Source organism: Staphylococcus sp. ZWU0021, assembly GCF_000798895.1.
Lineage (GTDB): Bacteria > Bacillota > Bacilli > Staphylococcales > Staphylococcaceae > Staphylococcus > Staphylococcus saprophyticus.
The window spans coordinates 190658-209542 of sequence record NZ_JTLN01000034.1; the positions used below are offsets into that span (position 1 = coordinate 190658).

Genomic DNA, 18885 nt, shown 5'->3' on the forward strand with positions numbered 1-18885 from the left:
TAAAAGGAGATAAAAAAGATATGGAAATGGCGAAAGAGCAAGAGCTCATACTTGTTTTAGACTTTGGTAGCCAATACAACCAATTAATTACACGACGCATTCGTGAAATGGGTGTATATAGTGAATTACATGACCACGAGATTAGCATGGAAGAAATTAAACGTTTAAATCCTAAAGGGATTATCCTTTCTGGTGGTCCTAACTCAGTTTATGAAGAAGATTCATTCACAATTGACCCAGAAATTTATAACTTGGGAGTACCTATTTTAGGTATTTGTTATGGTATGCAACTAACTACAAAACTTTTAGGTGGAAAAGTAGAGCGTGCCAATGAACGTGAATATGGTAAAGCCATTATTAATGCGAAGACTGATGAGTTATTCTTTGGTTTACCAGAAGAACAAAATGTTTGGATGAGCCACTCAGATAAAGTGATCGAAATTCCAGAAGGTTTCGAAGTGATTGCTGATAGCCCAAGTACCAACTATGCAGCAATTGAAGATAAATCTCGTCGCATCTATGGTGTGCAATTCCACCCAGAAGTACGTCACACAGAATACGGAAACGATTTACTTCGTAACTTTGTACGTCGTGTATGTGACTGTATAGGTGAATGGTCAATGGAAAACTTCATTGAGATTGAAATTGAAAAAATTCGTAATCAAGTTGGCGACCGTAAAGTCCTATGTGCGATGAGTGGTGGCGTAGACTCATCTGTAGTAGCTGTATTGTTACACAAAGCGATTGGCGACCAACTGACGTGTATCTTTGTAGACCATGGTTTATTACGTAAAGGCGAAGGCGACATGGTTATGGAACAATTTGGTGAAGGTTTCAACATGAATATTATTCGTGTCGATGCACAAGAACGATTCATGAGCAAATTACAAGGTGTTTCTGATCCAGAACAAAAACGTAAAATCATTGGTAATGAATTCATCTATGTATTTGATGATGAAGCATCTAAATTAAAAGGTGTGGATTTCTTAGCACAAGGCACATTATATACAGACGTTATCGAATCTGGTACGAAGACAGCACAAACAATCAAATCACACCACAATGTGGGTGGTTTACCAGAAGACATGGAGTTCCAATTAATCGAACCCATCAATACACTGTTTAAAGATGAAGTGCGTGAATTAGGTATCGAGTTAGGTATTCCTGAACATTTAGTATGGAGACAGCCGTTCCCAGGTCCTGGATTAGGTATCCGTGTACTTGGTGAAATCACAGAAGACAAACTTGAAATTGTACGTGAATCAGACGCCATTTTAAGAGAGGTCATCCGTGAGGAAGGTCTTGAACGTGAGATTTGGCAGTATTTCACAGTGTTACCTGGCATCCAATCTGTAGGTGTTATGGGAGACTACCGTACATACGATCACACGGTAGGCATCCGCGCTGTTACATCGATTGATGGTATGACAAGTGACTTTGCACGTATCGACTGGGAAGTCTTACAGAAGATTTCTAGTCGTATTGTAAATGAAGTGGACCACGTTAACCGCGTTGTCTATGACATTACATCTAAGCCACCAAGCACAATTGAGTGGGAATAATCGTATAGAATGAAGTAACCCCTTAGGCATAGGCTTAAGGGGTTGTTTTTTTATGTTTTGAAATTACAAAAACCAAATTAAAATTTTCTGACCACGTATATATTACAAAAGTCGCTATCTAGCTAAAATATCCTATGTAAATAAGTAGTGACACAAATGATATGCCAGCTAATACAAAGAAGAATGCTTCGACGTAGATGCGTAGTTTAGACATCGATTCTACATTATAATGTTTTCTTTTATGATTATGGTGTTTGAGTGTTAATTTCATACCGATATAAGTATAAAGAATAACAAAAATAATTCCCAAGACAATCGCAATTGGTATTGGTAAATGCATGAATAGCCACCTTTTTTATCTAAGCGTAGCATAAAGATAATATGTTGTTAACAATACAATAAACATCTGTTTAAAAAGTGATTAAGTAAAATTGGTGAAAAATAACTATTAAAATAGCCGTTTTCAAAAAACTATTATGGATAGTTTTAATGTTGAATACAATGTAAATGGATTAGAAATATGTTATTGTAAACTTAATAATTTGATAAGAGGGGTTGGCTGCTGTTATGAAAAAGACTATTATTGCTACATTTGCCGTGAGTCTATCAGTTCTATTAGCAAGTTGTAATAACGAAGCTTCAGAAAATAACGAACCTAAAGAAAAAAGTGAAAATACAGATAACACGAGCAACTCAGATAAAGACAAATCGGAAAAGAACAAAGACAACAGCAAACAAAATGAACAAAAAACAGAGCAACAAAATACCAATACAAACAATGATGGACGTAATCAGTCTGCTCAAGACAAGAATGAAACAACTGATGAAGACGAAGGTGCTTTAAATCAATACAATAATGAAGAAATTGAGTATGCTCGCGTGTGGAATCAACTAGGACCACTGAAAAATAATATGGATGGTATGGATTCATTAAATGTAGAAAAATTGCCAAAAGGTTCTAAAGTAAATCCACAAGCTGAGGACAGTGCTGTCTTTAAAGAAGACGTTGTAAAATTAAAAGCTCCTATGCGTGTAGGTGGTTCAGTGACATATAGTAGCAATGGTGATGGGTCAATCAATGTATATAAAAATGTTCCATATGATTGGCGTGATTCAAGGACTGATGCAAATATGAAAGAAGCAACAACAAAAGCGATTGAAGAGAATGTTGAAACGGTCACGATTAATCAAGGGGATGACCAGACAATCGCAGATTTAGCTGGAAAAATTAAGTACAGCAATTAATTTAAAATCGCTTTAGATGGGGTATACAGTTTTGTTTGGAAAAGTATAAATTTTAATGAGGTATGGCAAGAAAGCTTAACCATTAAGGTTATTAATTCAAGGCGAGTGATTAATTAATAGTAAGTGGGTGTTTATATGAGTATATTAAAAATGATATTATACGTGGCATTGCTCGTTTCATTTTGTATTTTAATGTTCCAATCCATCTATTTTGTACTTGTATTTTGGAAATTGAAAAATAAGAAAATTAGCGAATATGATTATGAGCAATATAAACAAAAATATGAAAAACCAACGTTTATCAACTTAGGAGTTTTAATGGCTGTAACAGCGTTATTTAACTTATTAGAATGATGTACTTGGTGATTTCATTGAATGAGTAAAAAGCGTCTTTTCGAAATTAAAAAGGCGCTTTTTGATTCATAGATTACAAGTTTTAATCAGTAGTCTTGTATTTTTTCTTAACAAACAAATAGTTCAAAACCCCAAGTATAATCAAGGGAATTAAGACCGTGATTAGGGGGTACTTAGATATTAAATCAAAGTTTGTGTTTGACGGCCCTAAATACCTTGTGAGAATTGAAATGACTAAAAAATAAATGAACCAAGTGCAAGTTCTAGACAATGTTTCTAAAATGATTAAACGCTGTTTTTCACTGTAACGTGTCTTATCACGTTTATTAGCAGTTGCTGCATCCGGTAAATAGTTAATGATAATCATTGACCAAATCATTGAAAATACAAAAATTGTGACGAAGAATAATGCTGTTTTCAATATAAATACTCCTAAATATTTTATAAATGAAATTTAACGTATTTATATATAAAGTGTCAAACTGTGCAAAGGCATCATAATGAAGTGCGTCAAGAATCATTCAAGATCTATTTCTTTATTCACTTGATTATAGATAGCAAATTTTATATCATCTGCAATTGGTTTGAGTTCTGGTAAATAATTATTAGCAAAGCCAATGATAATTTTATGTTTGATATGAAGTGATAAGTCTCGTGGCATCTTGTCTTCTATTAAAGCTAGTAAATTCTTATATGAGATAGATTCTCCTTTATGCCTGCTCACATATTGTATGAATGATAGAAATAGTTTGTCAAAGTATTCATGTTCGATGTCTAGATCTAAAAATATGAGACTAATAGATTTAGTTTCAAACTGATTATCTCCCATTTCTGCTGCAAGTTCACTAATAGCTTGATAGAGTAATCTAAAACTTTCTTTGTTTTCTATCAAGATACCCCTCCTTAAATATTTCTACACTATATTTTAAAAATAACATATATTCAAAAGTAATTTAAATAACATCAAACCAACCATGTATATCATGAAATGAGGTAGCATGATTTTACAAAATCACGTTTATATTTATTCAATATTAGGCATTTAAATAAACAAATAAGCCTGAATTTTGATGATTATTTTATTATTGTTCACAAATTTGTTCACAATTAAAAAATGACCTTTAAAATACTTATATATGCGTAAATAACCTTTGGTGACAGGGTTTATCAGTTTATAACCCCTTTCAAAATAATTTATAAATTCTTAATTGAATGTCTGCATAAAATTAAAAATCATAAATATTTTTAAAAGCATGTAAATTTAATATATGAGTGGAATTTTGTTTATGATAAAATATATTTTGTAGAAAACTAGCATTTGGACAATGTTAGGTTGAAAAAGGGGATGAACAAGAGTGAAAGTTATCAAAAAAATAAACTTACCGACCCAAATTATCATAGCATTAGTGCTAGGGGTAATTTTAGGGAGTATATTACATGGAAATAAAGATATAATTAATTATATACAACCTTTTGGCGATGTATTTATAAATTTAATTAAAATGTTAGTCGTACCTATCGTATTCTGTTCTTTAGCGTTATCGATCTCAAATGTAGGGGATACAAAAACGATTGGACGTTACGGTGGTAAGACATTATTATACTTTGTTATTATGACAAGTTTCGCGATATTTATGGGCTTGATTTTTGGTAATTTATTCAAACCAGGTGTTGGACTAAATCCTGATTTGCTTCCAAAAGGTGATATTTCTAAATATGAATCAACTGCAAAAGCTGCAGAACAATCTACATATGACAATCACTTGATCGATACAATTGTAAATATTATACCAACGAATATCTTCGAGGCATTTGCTTCTGGAGAATTATTACCAGTTATATTCTTCTCAGTATTTTTTGGTTTAGCATTAGCGGCAATTGGACAAAAAGCACAACCGGTTAAAGACTTTTTAGGCGGTGCACTAGAAGCAGTATTCTGGATGATTGGAAAAGTATTATTATTAGCACCAATTGCAGTATTTGCATTTATTACTACAACGATTATTACTTTCGGATTATCTGCATTAATTCCATTGTTCAAATTGTGTTTAACTGTGGTAATTGCAATGCTATTCTTTATTTTCATTGTATTAGGCATTGTTTCAAGAGTTTGTGGTGTAAGAATTACACAAGTTATCAAACTATTAAAGAACGATTTAATGTTGGCATTCTCGACTGCAAGTTCAGAAGCAGTATTACCTACAGTAATGAAAAAAATGGAGCGTTTTGGTGTGCCGAGAGATATTGCATCTTTCGTACTACCAACCGGCTATTCATTTAACCTTGATGGTGCGGCCATGTACCAATCTATTGCGGCGCTATTTGTTGCTCAATTATATGGTGTTGATTTAAGTATTGGTGAACAGATCTTATTAATGATTACATTAATGTTAACGTCTAAAGGTATGGCGGGTGTACCAGGAGCCTCAATCGTAGTATTACTAACTACATTAGGATCTGTAGGATTAAATCCACAAGGTTTAGCATTGATTATCGGTGTAGATAGAATACTTGAAATGCTTAGAACATGTGTAAACGTATTAGGAAACTCAGTAGCTACAATCTTTATCGCTAAAACAGAAGGTGTTTATGATAAAAAACAAGGCGAAGAGTATCTGAAAACAATTTAACAAAATAATAAATCTACAAGCACGCCTTATAAATAAAAATAAGGTGTGCTTTTTTCTGAAAAAAATGGATGATATACTGCAATTATTAAACTCATTTTAAATAGGGTATACAATTAAAACGTTTATAAATTGGAGGAAGATAAAATGAGTAATATAAGAGGTATTAACCATATTGGCATGACAGTGCCTAATATTGAAGCAGCATTTAAATTTTTGAAAGATGCCTTTGATGCGAAATATGCATATGATGGCTTAACTTACGATGATGAACCTAGAAAAGGTCCAGAAGTAGAGCGCATGTTAGGCCTATCTAAGGGGTCTGCTATTGTTAAACAACGTATGATTGTGATTGGCAATGGTCCGAATATTGAGATGTTTGAGATAGAAAGTGACGATAAAAGGGAACCACTTGATTTGGAAGATAATGGGTATCATCATATTTCGTTATTTGTCGACGATATGGATCGTGCAATTCAACAAGCTGTTGATGCAGGAGCGAGCCCTTTATCTGAGAAACATGATAACTCTAGATATGAAGACAGTGAAGGTAGCAGTAGTGTATATTTAAAATCGCCATGGCATAGTCTGATAGAGTTACAATCAATTCCAAATGGTTATTATTATCCTGAGGATAGTGAAAGTAATGTATTTATTCCATAATTTCGAGTTATTGTATGTACTTAAGCACTGAATTTTATACTTTTAATTAAAAAAGGTATGAACCAAAAGTAAATAAAAACCAGTAGACATCGTCACATTTAGAAAAAACATGAAACGAAACTGTTCCCCTGTCATTGGTTCAGTGCGATGTTTTTCAGCTTTTTTATTAACCTTCTGTCGTGTAGAAATGGTGTTGTTCCAAGAACTGATACTGACGAAAAGTATACCTAAAAGGATTTTTAATAGGAAGTTGATTTTCGACACACCTTCCAACATTTAATAACTTAAATAATATATGTTATTAAAAGTTATATTATGTTACTTTGTAAATAAGATAACATGCTGTTTTAAAATTGAAAAATGTTAAAATGAATGTCCTTGTACTGTAATAAGTGCGAGGATATTTTTAAATTAAGAAAACTAAAAGTATTAAATTAAGCACATAATTAAAATGATTTGGTATTGAGAAACATAATGTAACAACAATGAAAATGGAGTGGACTGAAATAATTATAGGGAGAGCAAATTAGTGAAACAAAAACTTAAGCATAACTTAAATAAATATGTAGAAAACGGTAAGTTAGAACAAGGCTTGTATAAAGTAAGCCATAAAATTAGAGACAAAAAGGAAAAGATTATTCTAAGTATGTTAGCAAGATCATGAATTTTATAAGAAAAAAGTGTGATGATATAGGTTCTGGTTGTATCATTACAAATTAAACGAAAAAATTGTGTGATTCGGAGTTAAAAGTACCGCTATTTTATAGCTTATGTAATAATATGCAAAGCAAGTATAAATTAAACAATGGGGTGTCAGGATGACAACAATTTTTCCTTATTTGAATTTTGAAAATACAAAAGAAGCATTAGCATATTATGAAGAAGTATTTGGTGCTACAAATATTACAAGATTACCAGTTGGTAAAGATCAAGCAGCTCATTTTAATATGAGTGAAGCAGAAGCAGCTAATGCGACAATGCATGCGCAATTTGATATTGCTGGTACTACAGTGCTTGCATCTGATTCATTTGGTAGAGCAGAAAGAATTAACAATGGTATTTCATTATTAATAGACTATGATATTAATAATGAAGATGACACAAGAGAAGTTGAAGCGTTATATCATCGTGTTAAAGAAGCGGTAGATGTTGAAATGCCTTTAGAAGAACAATTCTGGGGTGGTAAAATGGGCGCATTTACGGATAAGTACAATGTACGTTGGATGTTACACGGTCAAGATTATACAAAAATCAACAAATAGCGCTCAGGCGGTTACGGATTAAACTTAAGAAAGTGTGGACTTATAGATTAAGTTGCCTTTCTTTTTATATTGTGAACTCATAAATCATAAAAATTGTCTTGATCTTTAAATTAACTGAGAACAATGCATGAATCGTGTGAAAATTAAGTCGGTCAATACAATATAATGACGAGAATGATTAAATAATAAAAGTTATTTTCAATTAGGGGTGTACAAACTCAGAAGTAAACGCTATAATAGGTATTAAGTAATTTAGTTCGTGAAATTGATTTGTAGTTTTATTCTTTTGAATTTACTCCTTTTGATTTTTTAAGACAGATTACAAATATTCGTGCAAAAGCACATATGGAGGAATTTAATATGAATAACGGTACAGTTAAATGGTTTAATGCAGAAAAAGGTTTTGGTTTCATCGAAGTTGAAGGTGGAAACGACGTATTCGTACACTTCTCAGCAATCGCTCAAGAAGGCTACAAATCATTAGAAGAAGGACAAGCTGTTGAATTCGAAATCGTTGAAGGCGACCGCGGTCCTCAAGCAGCTAACGTTGTTAAACTATAATAACGGCTAAAAGACGAGTATAACTCGTCTTTTTTTTATGCCCAAAATACAAATATTGAATAATTAACCCCTTCATGTAGTGAAAACATATGAAGGGGTTTTTGCTTTTTATGAAGTTATTTCAAACTGCTTAAGCTCCCTGTTTCTTAAGTAGATAAATAAAATATTTATCATACAGGCCAGTATGCCAATAAAGATAACAAAATTCGATCCTAAACTTGCAATAAATATGCCGCCCAAAAATGTACCTATGGTTGTACCAGAATTCACAGCAGATAGAAAAATACCATTTGATAAATCAGGTGCATCGGGCGCAACTGAGATAATGACATATTGTGTAATATTTGCTGAAATACCTGCGAGTATACCCCAAAGTACTGAAATCATCATCATTGGAATTAAAAATGAGCCAATACCAAACATGGCCACATAAATAATTATCAATGAAAAAGGTAAAAGAAAAATTGCTTTTTTGGGAATCGTTGTTAATAGCTTACCTGCAATGACATTGCCTAAAATATTAGAGGCACCATATAAAAAGAGAATAATAGATACTGCATGACTTGGCGCGTTAGTTACAATATTTAAAAAATCGGTCAAATAACTATAGACACCAAAAACTGCAGCATTAAACAATATAGATACAATAATGGATAGCCAAGTTAAAGGGCGTTTAAGTACACGTAACTGTGTTCCATATGTTACTGCTTTTTTAGCGGGCATTTTAGGTATAAAGATTATAGTGAGAATCAATACAATCATATTAATTAATGCGAAAAATGCTAACGCAGCATATAAATTGAATTGATTTGCCAAGAAATTAACGATAGGCACACCCACGACCATGCCAGCAGAGACACCAATAAATACTCTAGCTACTGCTTTTGGAGCATCTTTTGAATTAACGGAATCAGAAGCAACAGAAAATGCTAACGCAATGTATACAGGATGAAATATGGCCGGTATGATTCTTGCAATGAGTAATATGCTGAAGCTTGTTGTGAATAATGAGACAATGTTACTGATAATAAAGATAACAAGTACAGCAATCATTACTTTTTTACGTTCTATTTTTGAAAGTAATAAAGGCATAATAGGTCCAGATATCGCAATGCCTATAGCAAAAACGGAAACTAACCAACCAGCAGTAGATGTACTTACATTAAAATGTTCAGCAATCTGAGGGATTAATCCAATAAACCCCATTTCAGTATTTAATATACCGAAGACGCCAATAGTTAAGATGAATATGATTAATTTATTATTTTTCATCATTTGTCCCTCCCAAACTTTAATAATTTTAGTTTAGGCGGTAGAATAAGATATGACAAATACTTATTTTAAAGTTTTAGTTATGCTTATTTTGAATAACTCAAAGGAGATGCCTTATGGAACTAAAGACACTTCAATATTTTGTGAGAATAGCGAGGGAAGAAAGTATTACGCGTGCTGCGAATGCGTTACATATCACGCAACCAACATTATCTAGACAAATAAAAGAATTAGAGAAAGAGCTAAATGTGAAACTTTTTAAAAGAAGTAATCATAATATTCAACTAACGGATGAAGGACAACTATTAAAAAATAGAGCTGAAGAATTACTTGAAATGTCTAATAAAATACAAGAAGAATTCAAAGTAATTGATAGGAGTATTGAAGGTAATGTGTATATAGGATGTGGTGAAACAAAAGGTATGGAAGTTATCGCAAATATTTTTAAGGATATTCACAATGAACACCCTAATATTCAATTTCATATTTATAGTGGTAATGCGGACGATATCGCAAATAGGCTTGATAAGGGATTATTAGATTTTGGAATTCTGATTCAACCAGTAAGTTTAAATAAATATAAGACATTGTATTTACCTACTTCAGATCATTGGGGTGTTGTGGTTAAAAAAGGTGATCCATTGTCACAAAATAAATATATTAATAATAAGTATCTAGTAGATAAACCATTAATATGTTCAAGACAAGTATTAGATACAACATTGGATAAAAATGATTTTGCAGAATGGTTTGGTACACAATTTGACGATTTAAATATCGTTAGTACTTTTAATTTGGCTTACAATGCTGGGTGGATGGTAAAGGCAGGATTGGGTTATGCGATTACATTGGACAGTATTATTGATACGTCTACAGAAAGTGAACTTACTTTCATTCCATTGAAACCAAAATTAGTTTCGAAACATAATTTAGTATGGCGTAAGGATCATACATTTTCAAAAGCGGCACAATTATTTTTAGACAAAACCAAAGCAACATGTCAGTAAATACATCATAGACCAAATCAAATGAATCCCCTCACATTACTGATGTGAGGGGATTTTTTATATTAAATTTCACGGCTATTGATTGTTTCTTTTTTAGTGCGAATCATTAAGGTTAAGACGAAACCGATGATCATTAAAATTGCCGTGAAGGCAAATGCAGCATTGATACCAAGCACTGTAGCATGTTGCATGATTTCTGTTTTACTTTGCGAACCACTAACATGTTCAGTGTAATTAGATCTAACAATCGTTAATATTGTAATCATAACTGCTGTACCAATAGCGCCTGCAATGATTCTTAAAGAATTAATAATGGCAGTGCCGTGGGAAATATTTTTTGCTTCTAATGCGTTAATACCAATCGTATTTAACGGCATAATAATGAGTGCTACTGCAAACATTCTGATAGCGTAAATAATGACAACATACCAATAAGGTGTGTCTGTAGTTAAGAAACAATGTAAAATTGTCATAATAATTAATATGATGAATCCAGGTACGGCTAATATTTTCAAACCATATTTATCATAAATTTTGCCGGTATAAACGGACATAAATGCATTGACAATGGCTCCGGGCAAGATGACGAGTCCGGATAAGATAGCCGACAGTCCTAGACCAGTTTGAATATACATGGGTATTAATAAAGCCGGACCTACGATACCGATAAATAGTACCATAGATGCGAATGCAGATAGTGAAAAGGTTCTATTTGCAAATACACGCATATTTAATAATGGGTTATCGATTCTAATTTGTCTCATGACAAAGATACCTACGATGATAATACCAAGTATTAATGAAATGATAACAATGGGTGAAGAGAAACCAAGATTACCGGCACTACTAAAGCCGTAAAGCATTAGTCCAAAACCAAACGTGGAATACATAACAGACGTTTTATCTAGTTCTGTACGTTTTGTTTCGTTATTACTTTCGACAAATATAATACCAATAATAAAGGCAATGATAGCAATTGCTGCAACTACGATAAAAGGAGCTCTCCAACTAAAGGTGTCTATGAGAAATCCAGTTAATGTAGGGCCAATTGCAGGTGCTGATTGCGCAACAATTCCTGTAAGCCCCATGGCAAATCCTCGTTTTTCAGAAGGAAAGAGGGTGAAGACAGTGAATTGCATTAATGGTAGTAAAATACCTGCCCCAATAGCTTGAATCACTCGAGCAAACATAAGTAAACCAAATGATGGTGAAAAAGCAGCTATAATGGAACCGATTAAGAATGCACTCATTGAAAAAATATAAAGTGATCTTGTATGAAACCGATCCATAAGGAATGCAGTCATAGGAATCATAATTCCGTTAACAAGCATGAATCCTGTAATGAGCCATTGAGCAGTTGTTTCAGTGATTTCAAGACCTGAAATAATGGCAGGAAGTGCAGTGTTGAGCAATGTTTGGTTGAGCATCGCGACAAAAGCACTGCTGAGCATAACTAAAATAATAGTATTTCGTTTCTTATTTGATATTGTAATTTCCGACATTACGATTACCTCTCCTTTTATAACATCCCAACGATAAATTTTATGCCTTTTAAGTTAGCAAAGCAAACCATTAAGGTTAAAAATCTAATATTTTTTGCAATTATTTTTTAAAAAATAAGGATGGTATCAAGTTGTTCGGAATATATTTAATAGCATATAAAATATAACGGATTGGTAATCGAAGCATGATAGGACAATGGTTGTTCATGTATACTATAAAAAAATAGGTGAGGAAGTGTGCAATTATGAAAATAGATGTTCAATCACATCAAAAGCAATGGATAATGCAATTTGAAAATGAAAAGCAAAAAATCCTTTCAATATTGGGTGATGAAGTTATTGAAATACATCATATTGGTAGTACGTCAGTTCCTGGCTTAAAGGCAAAGCCTATTATAGATATATTGCCTGTTGTACAAGATATAAATAAAATAGATCATTTTAATGAAGCAATGGCAAATATAGGTTATAAGGCATTAGGAGAAAATGAGATAACAGGGAGACGCTTTTTTAAAAAAGGAGAAAATCCTCGAACACATCATGTGCATGTATTTCAACAAGAATATCATTATGAAATTAATCGTCATTTGGCAGTTAGAGACTATTTAAGAACAAATGTGGCAGTTGCACATGCATATGGAGAATTAAAAGTAGCGTTAGCACACCAGTTTCCATATGATATAGAAGGATATTGTGACGGAAAAGATGCATTTGTAAAACGGATGGAAAGCCAAGCACTTGAATGGTATCTTAAATAAAAGTGTCTGTGATTCAAATTAATAGTAGTAAGTGTGTGTATAAAGCACATGAACCCTCTTAAGTGTTATCTGGACTAATGAGAGTGGTTAGAAATCTGTTCAGAGAATAGAATAATCGTCATTTTATTAAGTCGTATGCGATTAACGACGTCAAAAATTTGTTGTATACTTACATCAGTATATAAGTATCAGTTTATTAAATGAAAATGAGAAAGTTGGTGGAGAATGGCTGAATTAACTCAGAACCATAAAGTTCAAAAAAATTGGATTGTTGTTATAGCAATCATTCTTATTGCATCAACTTTAAGAGCGCCATTAACTTCTGTAGGACCTGTGATTCATGAAATTAAAGAAGCGATGTCAATCAACGATAGTATCGCAGGTTTTCTAACAACGATTCCACTCATTATATTTGCAATCGTTTCACCCTTAGTATCTAAAGTTACAACACGTTTGACCATGTCTTATACATTACTTTACTCGACGTTATTGTTAATTGTAGCTTTAATATTACGTATTATGGGTGACTTTAATGTGTTTATTATCGGTACTATTTTATTAGGGGTTGCCATTGCATTTGGAAATGTTGTCCTACCGAGTTATGTAAAGTGGTACTTCCCAATGCAGATAGGACTTATGACTGGCATTTATAGTGGGACAATGAATTTTACTGCAGGATTGGGCGGAGGGTTGAGTCATCCTTTATCTGAAATGACGCTATTAGGATTCAGATTGTCGTTAGTGTTTTGGGTCATATTAGGGCTGGCTGCAATAACGCTTTGGCTATTAACCGTGCGCAGTGGATCGAATCTCGAAGCAAGAACGATTGAAAATGCTGAATTAAACAAAAATAAAAAATTAAATATGATAAAATCTAAAATCGCATGGATGGTTGCATTAACGATGGGATTTCAGTCAATGATTTTTTATACGATGGTCGCATGGGTGCCCTCTATTTTGATGGACAGAGGTATAGATCCTAATACTGCAGGTTATTTATTGATGTTGAATCAATTTGCGCAAGTACCAATGACATTTATATTTCCAGTAATAGCTGCGAAATTAAAAAATCAACGTATTTTAGTGATTATTGTCACATTGCTCTTTTTAATAGGATTTGGATTATTTTTTGCACAATCCTTACCAATACTTATTATGGGTATGGTTATTGTAGGTTTAGCAATGGGGGCATGTTTTAGCTTATGTATGACTTTCTTTTCAATACGTGCTCGTACTAGCAATGGTAGTATTTCGTTGTCTGGCTTTGGACAGTCTGTTGGTTATTTCATAGCTGCATTTGGTCCATTTTTGATTGGATTGCTTCATGACCTTACAAACAGCTGGGACATTGTCATTATTGCATTTATTATGATGTCTGTTTTAGTTTTCATTTTTGGGTTCGCAGCCGCTAAAAATAGAGTGGTGGAAGAAGAAACTTAATACTTTTAAAAAGATATGAATCGAACACAGTGATGATATGAACAGTGACTGTGATTGATTCATATTTATTTTGCTTCAATCGTGTCCTTAAGGGCATGAGCAAAATCATATAGGGTCATACTCCAATTACTTTGATCAGAACGTGAATTAAATGATAAATCTTGGTTATTAAAGAAAGATTGACGTAAACCTGTAGTCAATTCTAACTGTACACCTGCATTTTCAGCGTTCTTATTAGCAATGTTTTGGCTGGATTCACCTTCTAGATGACTAGGAGATACCTCTACATTAAAGCCATTTTCAGTTAGTTCATTTTCAATTGAATCTTTAAGTGTTTCATCTTTGCCCCCAATGTATATTGTGGCATCATTACCATCTGCCCCGTGAATCATTACAGAACTGGAAACCTTTTGTTGCATTGATTCAATGATAGGTTCATCAAAATTTGTGGAAGTTACATGGAGATCAGAATTGTCTGATGGTCGAATACCTTCAAACGCATAGTAGCGATATGCGCCTTTATTCGCAGTTAATTTTTCGACTTCAGAAGTTCCAGCTTCAATGTTACCACCGTGAATAGCACCGATAAGTGTGTCACTATTATTATCGTTATAACTGAGTTCCCAATCTGTACCTTCGTTTGTATTATCCATTAAGTCAGTCATAGACTGATAAGTATCTTCAGCTCTTAAATCTGGAGAGAAAATAATTAAAAGCAACATTAACAAGATAGTTATAACAGAGAGACGGAAATTGTAAATTTTGATGAATAAGCGTAATTTATTATTTGAAAAGACATATATTGCTCCTATATAATTTAAGAGGAGAATGTATAGATGTTTTAGTTGAAATTATATAACCTAGGTGGCGGAGCAGCTAAAAATATAAAAATTGAAATTTATATTGGCGAACAAGATGTATTACAAAAGAAATATGTGAATATACTACCTAGTAATGAAGGTTATTTATTGCCAATTAATCGTGATGTTTTTAGTGAAATTGAAAAGACAATCAAAAATAATGGCTATGAATCAGATTTAAATGTAAAAATATCATATCAACATAATGTAAGTCAAAAAACACAAGTACTGTATTTAAATGGTATTATTGATAGCTTTAATGTTTATAATGATGAATCTATTTATGAATTACAGGTTTTCAGTAAGAATTAAGCATAGGAAATTGAATTTGTAGTACTTCCTTTTAAAGTGATATGTTGTGTCTATCATTTTGAAAGGAAGTTTTTTAATTGTATGATTAAAATGAAAGATTTTGTTGGACAAGTTCTTTTCAATTACAATACATAAAGAAACTAAAATTTGGAGTGACAAATAATGATAAATGTGAAGGCACCGAATCCAATATTTTTGGAACATGAAGCGTCTGAAAAGGCGATATTATTGCTTCATTCTTTTACAGGAACCGTACGAGATGTAAAACTATTAGCAACAAAATTACATGAAGCGGGATTTACCTGTTATGTACCAGCATACAAAGGACATGGTTTAATGCTTGATGAATTAATGGCATTTGATGTTGATGATTGGTTAGCAGATGCAACGGCCGGTTACCAATTTTTAAAAGATAAAGGATATTCAGAAATTAGTGTGTGCGGTATTTCGCTAGGTGGTATCTTGTCATTGAAATTGGCAGAAAGCAAAGAGATAAGTTCAATAGCGATTATGTCTACACCTTATAGAAAAAGTGATGCGGGTCTTTCCGGTAGACTTGAAGTTTATGGACAGCGTATGGGGAGTTTAGTTGGTCTTGAACAAGCAGATATTGACCAACAGTTGGCTGAAATTGAAAATTATAGTCCTCAGCTATATAAGTTTCAATTATTGGTAGAAAATGTCATAGCGCATTTAAAAGATATTACTGCACCGATTGCAATTAAATATGGCGAGCAAGATGATGATGCTTATGAAACGAGTGCACATTATATTTATGATCGCATCCAACATGAAGACAAAGAAATGAAAGGCTATGGCCCGTCTAAACATTTGATGACTTATGGTGAGGGTCATCTCGAAGTAGAACAAGACATCATCGCATTTTTTGAAGATTATTAGATAAAATATTCAAAAGGGTGGTATGTGTCAATGAAACAAGTAGAGAGAAGACTTGATAAGTTCGATAAAATTGCACTTGTGATATCGGTAATACTTTTTATCGTGAACGGGGTGTTCATGTTTAATATCATATCTGTTCATAGAGGCGTCTCGTCACTTGTTTTAGCACTATCCATGATAGTACTTTATTATGTCATAGTTAAGAAACAATCGAAAAAACTAGGACACTTGTATCTAATCTGCGCTATTTTATTTTTAATATCTGGAATTATGGCTTTTATATAAAAATAGAACCTATAAACATTTGCTTTAGCCATTTAAAAAATATTTCCAATTTATTATTAAAATGATAGTGAAATATTTAAATAACTCATATTAAGTGATTTTACTGAATAAATAGAATCATGAACAGAACCCCCTCACTGGAAAACTAGGTGAGGGGGTTTTGTATGTGGTTTTCGTCTTTAGTGAATCAGCACAAAAAAGAAAGATATATTTTTCAAGTTATGGTCTCCAGAATGTATCACAATGGGATTTATCATCTATATTGTATTGAATTATAGCTTTTAATAACGTGTAATTTACGTCTTGACTCCATTTTATTCGAAAAAGGTTGCTGGTCTGCGAGTAACCAGCTGCCTCAATTTGTTGTGTATATTCCTTTAAAGCTTTAGCTTCGGGAGCGATTGAAAAATGTTGTTTCGCAACGCTAAATCCAATGATAAATGTGCCGTGATCCGTAAACATAGGTTGATTCCATTTTATTGTTGTTTTTAAGTTAGGAAACGTATCTGCAATCCAGTTCAAAACTTCAGACAATGTTGCTTTGTGTTTGTCGTTATCAATTGTTTCTAAAAATGTATTGAATGTATCCATGATAATGCTCCATTCTATATGTTTTATTAATCAAATGACAATTGCATATATTTGTTTATACTGATTATAACAAATGACAATAATATATATATCCTTGTAGCTAAAAAAGAGTATTCGTCTACCTCATTTAATCTAGGTAACGAATACTCAATGAATTTCAAATCATATATTTAAGTATGGCATGTCAGACTATTTAAGATGTACTGACGGTTTTATTTTTTAAGAAATAATCAATGATTAATCCAATAAATAATAAAATAATGAATGGAAGTAACCAGCTTAATTGTATATCTGATAATGGTAGCACTTTATATAATGAAATTAATGGTTGGAACAGGTTAAAATCATTAAATATTTGTAACAACGAAATGAATAGTGTCATAAGTGTTGGTAATATAAATGCATATTTCATCTCAAATGGGATGAAAATACTTACCAATGATATAAGGACTAATACAATCGATGTTGGATAAATAAATGTTAAGAGTGGCACAGCGATTTGTAAAATCAATTCTAAGCCTAATGTTGAAACTAAAAAGCCTAATAAAGAAAAGATTAAAACAAACATCTTGTAGGATATTTTTGGTAATTTCTTCATAGCAAAAGCTGCGCAAGCATTAACTAAACCAATACATGTTGTTAAACATGCCAAGATAACGATAACGCCAAACAATAAGTTTCCGATTGAACCAAATACGCGTAACGAATTGAATGTTAATATACCAGTTCCATCTTTAAAGCCTTCATGACTTGTAGTCGCACCCACATACGCCAGTGCAAAATAGATAATTAATAATAATATGGCTGAAATCAGGCCGGATTTAATTACATTTTTTACAAGCGTCTTATGATCGTTTACACCGCTCATTTTAAACATTTGAACGATGACTACGGAAAAGGCTAATGCCGCTACTAAATCCATGGTGAAGTAACCTTCTAAAATACCTGACACGATAGGTGTTTGAGCATATTCGCCACTCGCTTGTCCGATTGAACCTTCAGGATTAATGATTACTAATATACATAAGACTGCAATAATAATAATTAATATCGGCGTTAAATATTTTCCAAGGTTATCAATAATACGATTTGGATAAAGCGCAATTAGATAAACAACTAGGAAAAAGATAAGCGAGAATATAATTAAAGTGAAATGATTATGTACCGGTAAAACATGGTTGGTTCCGATTTCATAGGCAACGTTAGCCGCCCTTGGAATACCATAAAGTGCTCCAATAGATAAATAAATACAGATAGCAAAAACAGTACCAAAGATTGGGTGTACTTTATTCCCAATACTTTCAACGCCACCGTTCATATATGCCACAACGATTACAGTTATGTAAGGAAGTAAAATACCTGTAATAGCGAATCCAGTCATAGAAACCCACATATTTTCTTGAGCTGTATAACCTAACATAGGTGGAAATATTAAATTTCCGGCCCCGAAGAAAAATGAAAATAACATAAGACCAGAAATTAGTATGAGTTTATTCATTCTTAATACCTCGATTTCAAGGAGATTGTCTTGTACAAAACACATGCTACTTTATCATAAATTGAATATATATTCAATGAAATGTCAGATAATTTATAATATTTAAAGTATTTTTCATATGAAAGTTCATGAAACATTCATATGTTATTATAGTTTGCTATGACTGGTGTCATGGTTTTAATAAGG

Annotated in this window: 20 protein-coding genes and 1 pseudogene; 13 read left to right on the forward strand and 8 right to left on the reverse strand. The window is 32.5% G+C overall.

The genetic code is table 11. From position 1 onward, the window contains the following. The first annotated feature begins 20 nt into the window (after positions 1–20). Entirely contained in the window at positions 21–1562 is a 1542-nt protein-coding gene (gene guaA / locus L987_RS13010) for a glutamine-hydrolyzing GMP synthase (RefSeq protein WP_047505399.1), read from the forward strand. 118 nt (positions 1563–1680) lie between these two features. Here the strand turns inward: guaA and L987_RS13015 are convergent, their stop codons facing one another. Then, on the reverse strand, positions 1681–1902 hold the full coding sequence (locus L987_RS13015; RefSeq protein ID WP_047505296.1) for a hypothetical protein: 222 nt from the start codon (positions 1900–1902) through the stop codon (positions 1681–1683). 227 nt (positions 1903–2129) lie between these two features. Here L987_RS13015 and L987_RS13020 point away from each other — a divergent pair, with 227 nt between their 5' ends. Next, on the forward strand, positions 2130–2807 hold the full coding sequence (locus L987_RS13020; protein ID WP_047505299.1) for a hypothetical protein: 678 nt from the start codon (positions 2130–2132) through the stop codon (positions 2805–2807). A gap of 135 nt (positions 2808–2942) precedes the next feature. Continuing rightward, the gene (locus L987_RS13025; RefSeq protein ID WP_011303920.1) at positions 2943–3161 is read left to right on the forward strand and encodes a hypothetical protein; all 219 of its coding nucleotides are present in this window, start codon (positions 2943–2945) and stop codon (positions 3159–3161) included. Positions 3162–3243: 82 nt separating this feature from the next. Here L987_RS13025 and L987_RS13840 read toward each other — a convergent pair whose 3' ends face one another. Continuing rightward, positions 3244–3582: a hypothetical protein gene (locus L987_RS13840; RefSeq protein ID WP_011303919.1), complete on the reverse strand. Its 339-nt coding sequence runs from the start codon at positions 3580–3582 to the stop codon at positions 3244–3246. Positions 3583–3678: 96 nt separating this feature from the next. Then, entirely contained in the window at positions 3679–4053 is a 375-nt protein-coding gene (locus L987_RS13030) for a hypothetical protein (protein WP_047505302.1), read from the reverse strand. 463 nt (positions 4054–4516) lie between these two features. Between L987_RS13030 and L987_RS13035 the strand changes: the two genes are divergently transcribed. The 5 genes from L987_RS13035 (at position 4517) to cspD (ending at position 8274) form a co-directional block, all read left to right on the forward strand. Next, a complete protein-coding gene (locus tag L987_RS13035) occupies positions 4517–5791 on the forward strand; it encodes a dicarboxylate/amino acid:cation symporter (protein ID WP_047505305.1) in 1275 nt (424 codons plus the stop codon). A 144-nt stretch (positions 5792–5935) separates the two neighbouring features. Next, positions 5936–6451 (forward strand): VOC family protein, encoded by a 516-nt coding sequence (locus L987_RS13040; protein WP_011303916.1) that lies wholly within the window; start codon positions 5936–5938, stop codon positions 6449–6451. 529 nt (positions 6452–6980) lie between these two features. After that, a complete protein-coding gene (locus L987_RS14320) occupies positions 6981–7115 on the forward strand; it encodes a hypothetical protein (protein WP_011303915.1) in 135 nt (44 codons plus the stop codon). A 154-nt stretch (positions 7116–7269) separates the two neighbouring features. Beyond that, positions 7270–7713, forward strand: a complete 444-nt coding sequence (locus L987_RS13050; protein WP_011303914.1) for a VOC family protein — start codon at positions 7270–7272, stop codon at positions 7711–7713. A gap of 360 nt (positions 7714–8073) precedes the next feature. Then, positions 8074–8274, forward strand: coding sequence for a cold-shock protein CspD (gene cspD / locus L987_RS13055; RefSeq protein WP_011303913.1), 201 nt, complete (start codon positions 8074–8076; stop codon positions 8272–8274). A gap of 108 nt (positions 8275–8382) precedes the next feature. Here the strand turns inward: cspD and L987_RS13060 are convergent, their stop codons facing one another. Continuing rightward, positions 8383–9546, reverse strand: coding sequence for an MFS transporter (locus L987_RS13060; RefSeq protein ID WP_047505308.1), 1164 nt, complete (start codon positions 9544–9546; stop codon positions 8383–8385). Between the two features lie 116 nt (positions 9547–9662). Here L987_RS13060 and L987_RS13065 point away from each other — a divergent pair, with 116 nt between their 5' ends. Continuing rightward, entirely contained in the window at positions 9663–10553 is an 891-nt protein-coding gene (locus tag L987_RS13065) for a LysR family transcriptional regulator (RefSeq protein ID WP_047505311.1), read from the forward strand. Between the two features lie 62 nt (positions 10554–10615). On the opposite strand, the gene L987_RS13070 is transcribed toward L987_RS13065, so the two are convergent. After that, the gene (locus tag L987_RS13070) at positions 10616–12055 is read right to left on the reverse strand and encodes an MDR family MFS transporter (protein ID WP_011303909.1); all 1440 of its coding nucleotides are present in this window, start codon (positions 12053–12055) and stop codon (positions 10616–10618) included. Positions 12056–12300: 245 nt separating this feature from the next. Between L987_RS13070 and L987_RS13075 the strand changes: the two genes are divergently transcribed. Both L987_RS13075 and L987_RS13080 read left to right on the forward strand, forming a co-directional pair. Continuing rightward, on the forward strand, positions 12301–12813 hold the full coding sequence (locus L987_RS13075; RefSeq protein WP_047505314.1) for a GrpB family protein: 513 nt from the start codon (positions 12301–12303) through the stop codon (positions 12811–12813). 225 nt (positions 12814–13038) lie between these two features. After that, on the forward strand, positions 13039–14253 hold the full coding sequence (locus L987_RS13080) for a CynX/NimT family MFS transporter (protein WP_047505317.1): 1215 nt from the start codon (positions 13039–13041) through the stop codon (positions 14251–14253). A gap of 65 nt (positions 14254–14318) precedes the next feature. Here the strand turns inward: L987_RS13080 and L987_RS13085 are convergent, their stop codons facing one another. Next, the gene (locus L987_RS13085; protein WP_156105221.1) at positions 14319–14975 is read right to left on the reverse strand and encodes a poly-gamma-glutamate hydrolase family protein; all 657 of its coding nucleotides are present in this window, start codon (positions 14973–14975) and stop codon (positions 14319–14321) included. 123 nt (positions 14976–15098) lie between these two features. Between L987_RS13085 and L987_RS13090 the strand changes: the two are divergent. Both L987_RS13090 and L987_RS13095 read left to right on the forward strand, forming a co-directional pair. Continuing rightward, positions 15099–15425, forward strand: a pseudogene (locus L987_RS13090) (hypothetical protein); the annotation flags it as partial. A gap of 162 nt (positions 15426–15587) precedes the next feature. Continuing rightward, positions 15588–16325, forward strand: coding sequence for an alpha/beta hydrolase (locus L987_RS13095; protein ID WP_047505325.1), 738 nt, complete (start codon positions 15588–15590; stop codon positions 16323–16325). Between the two features lie 504 nt (positions 16326–16829). On the opposite strand, the gene L987_RS13105 is transcribed toward L987_RS13095, so the two are convergent. Both L987_RS13105 and brnQ read right to left on the reverse strand, forming a co-directional pair. After that, on the reverse strand, positions 16830–17201 hold the full coding sequence (locus tag L987_RS13105; protein ID WP_047505332.1) for an iron chaperone: 372 nt from the start codon (positions 17199–17201) through the stop codon (positions 16830–16832). A gap of 193 nt (positions 17202–17394) precedes the next feature. Next, on the reverse strand, positions 17395–18699 hold the full coding sequence (gene brnQ / locus L987_RS13110; RefSeq protein WP_011303900.1) for a branched-chain amino acid transport system II carrier protein: 1305 nt from the start codon (positions 18697–18699) through the stop codon (positions 17395–17397). Positions 18700–18885: the final 186 nt, after the last annotated feature.

Coding starts and splice junctions, on each gene's coding strand:
- guaA (WP_047505399.1), top strand. CDS start 21: ATGGAAATGGCGAAAGAGCAAGAGCTCATACTTGTTTTAGACTTTGGT.
- L987_RS13015 (WP_047505296.1), bottom strand. CDS start 1,902: ATGCATTTACCAATACCAATTGCGATTGTCTTGGGAATTATTTTTGTT.
- L987_RS13020 (WP_047505299.1), top strand. CDS start 2,130: ATGAAAAAGACTATTATTGCTACATTTGCCGTGAGTCTATCAGTTCTA.
- L987_RS13025 (WP_011303920.1), top strand. CDS start 2,943: ATGAGTATATTAAAAATGATATTATACGTGGCATTGCTCGTTTCATTT.
- L987_RS13040 (WP_011303916.1), top strand. CDS start 5,936: ATGAGTAATATAAGAGGTATTAACCATATTGGCATGACAGTGCCTAAT.
- L987_RS13050 (WP_011303914.1), top strand. CDS start 7,270: ATGACAACAATTTTTCCTTATTTGAATTTTGAAAATACAAAAGAAGCA.
- cspD (WP_011303913.1), top strand. CDS start 8,074: ATGAATAACGGTACAGTTAAATGGTTTAATGCAGAAAAAGGTTTTGGT.
- L987_RS13060 (WP_047505308.1), bottom strand. CDS start 9,546: ATGAAAAATAATAAATTAATCATATTCATCTTAACTATTGGCGTCTTC.
- L987_RS13065 (WP_047505311.1), top strand. CDS start 9,663: ATGGAACTAAAGACACTTCAATATTTTGTGAGAATAGCGAGGGAAGAA.
- L987_RS13070 (WP_011303909.1), bottom strand. CDS start 12,055: ATGTCGGAAATTACAATATCAAATAAGAAACGAAATACTATTATTTTA.
- L987_RS13075 (WP_047505314.1), top strand. CDS start 12,301: ATGAAAATAGATGTTCAATCACATCAAAAGCAATGGATAATGCAATTT.
- L987_RS13080 (WP_047505317.1), top strand. CDS start 13,039: ATGGCTGAATTAACTCAGAACCATAAAGTTCAAAAAAATTGGATTGTT.
- L987_RS13085 (WP_156105221.1), bottom strand. CDS start 14,975: ATGTTGCTTTTAATTATTTTCTCTCCAGATTTAAGAGCTGAAGATACT.
- L987_RS13095 (WP_047505325.1), top strand. CDS start 15,588: ATGATAAATGTGAAGGCACCGAATCCAATATTTTTGGAACATGAAGCG.
- L987_RS13105 (WP_047505332.1), bottom strand. CDS start 17,201: ATGGATACATTCAATACATTTTTAGAAACAATTGATAACGACAAACAC.
- brnQ (WP_011303900.1), bottom strand. CDS start 18,699: ATGAATAAACTCATACTAATTTCTGGTCTTATGTTATTTTCATTTTTC.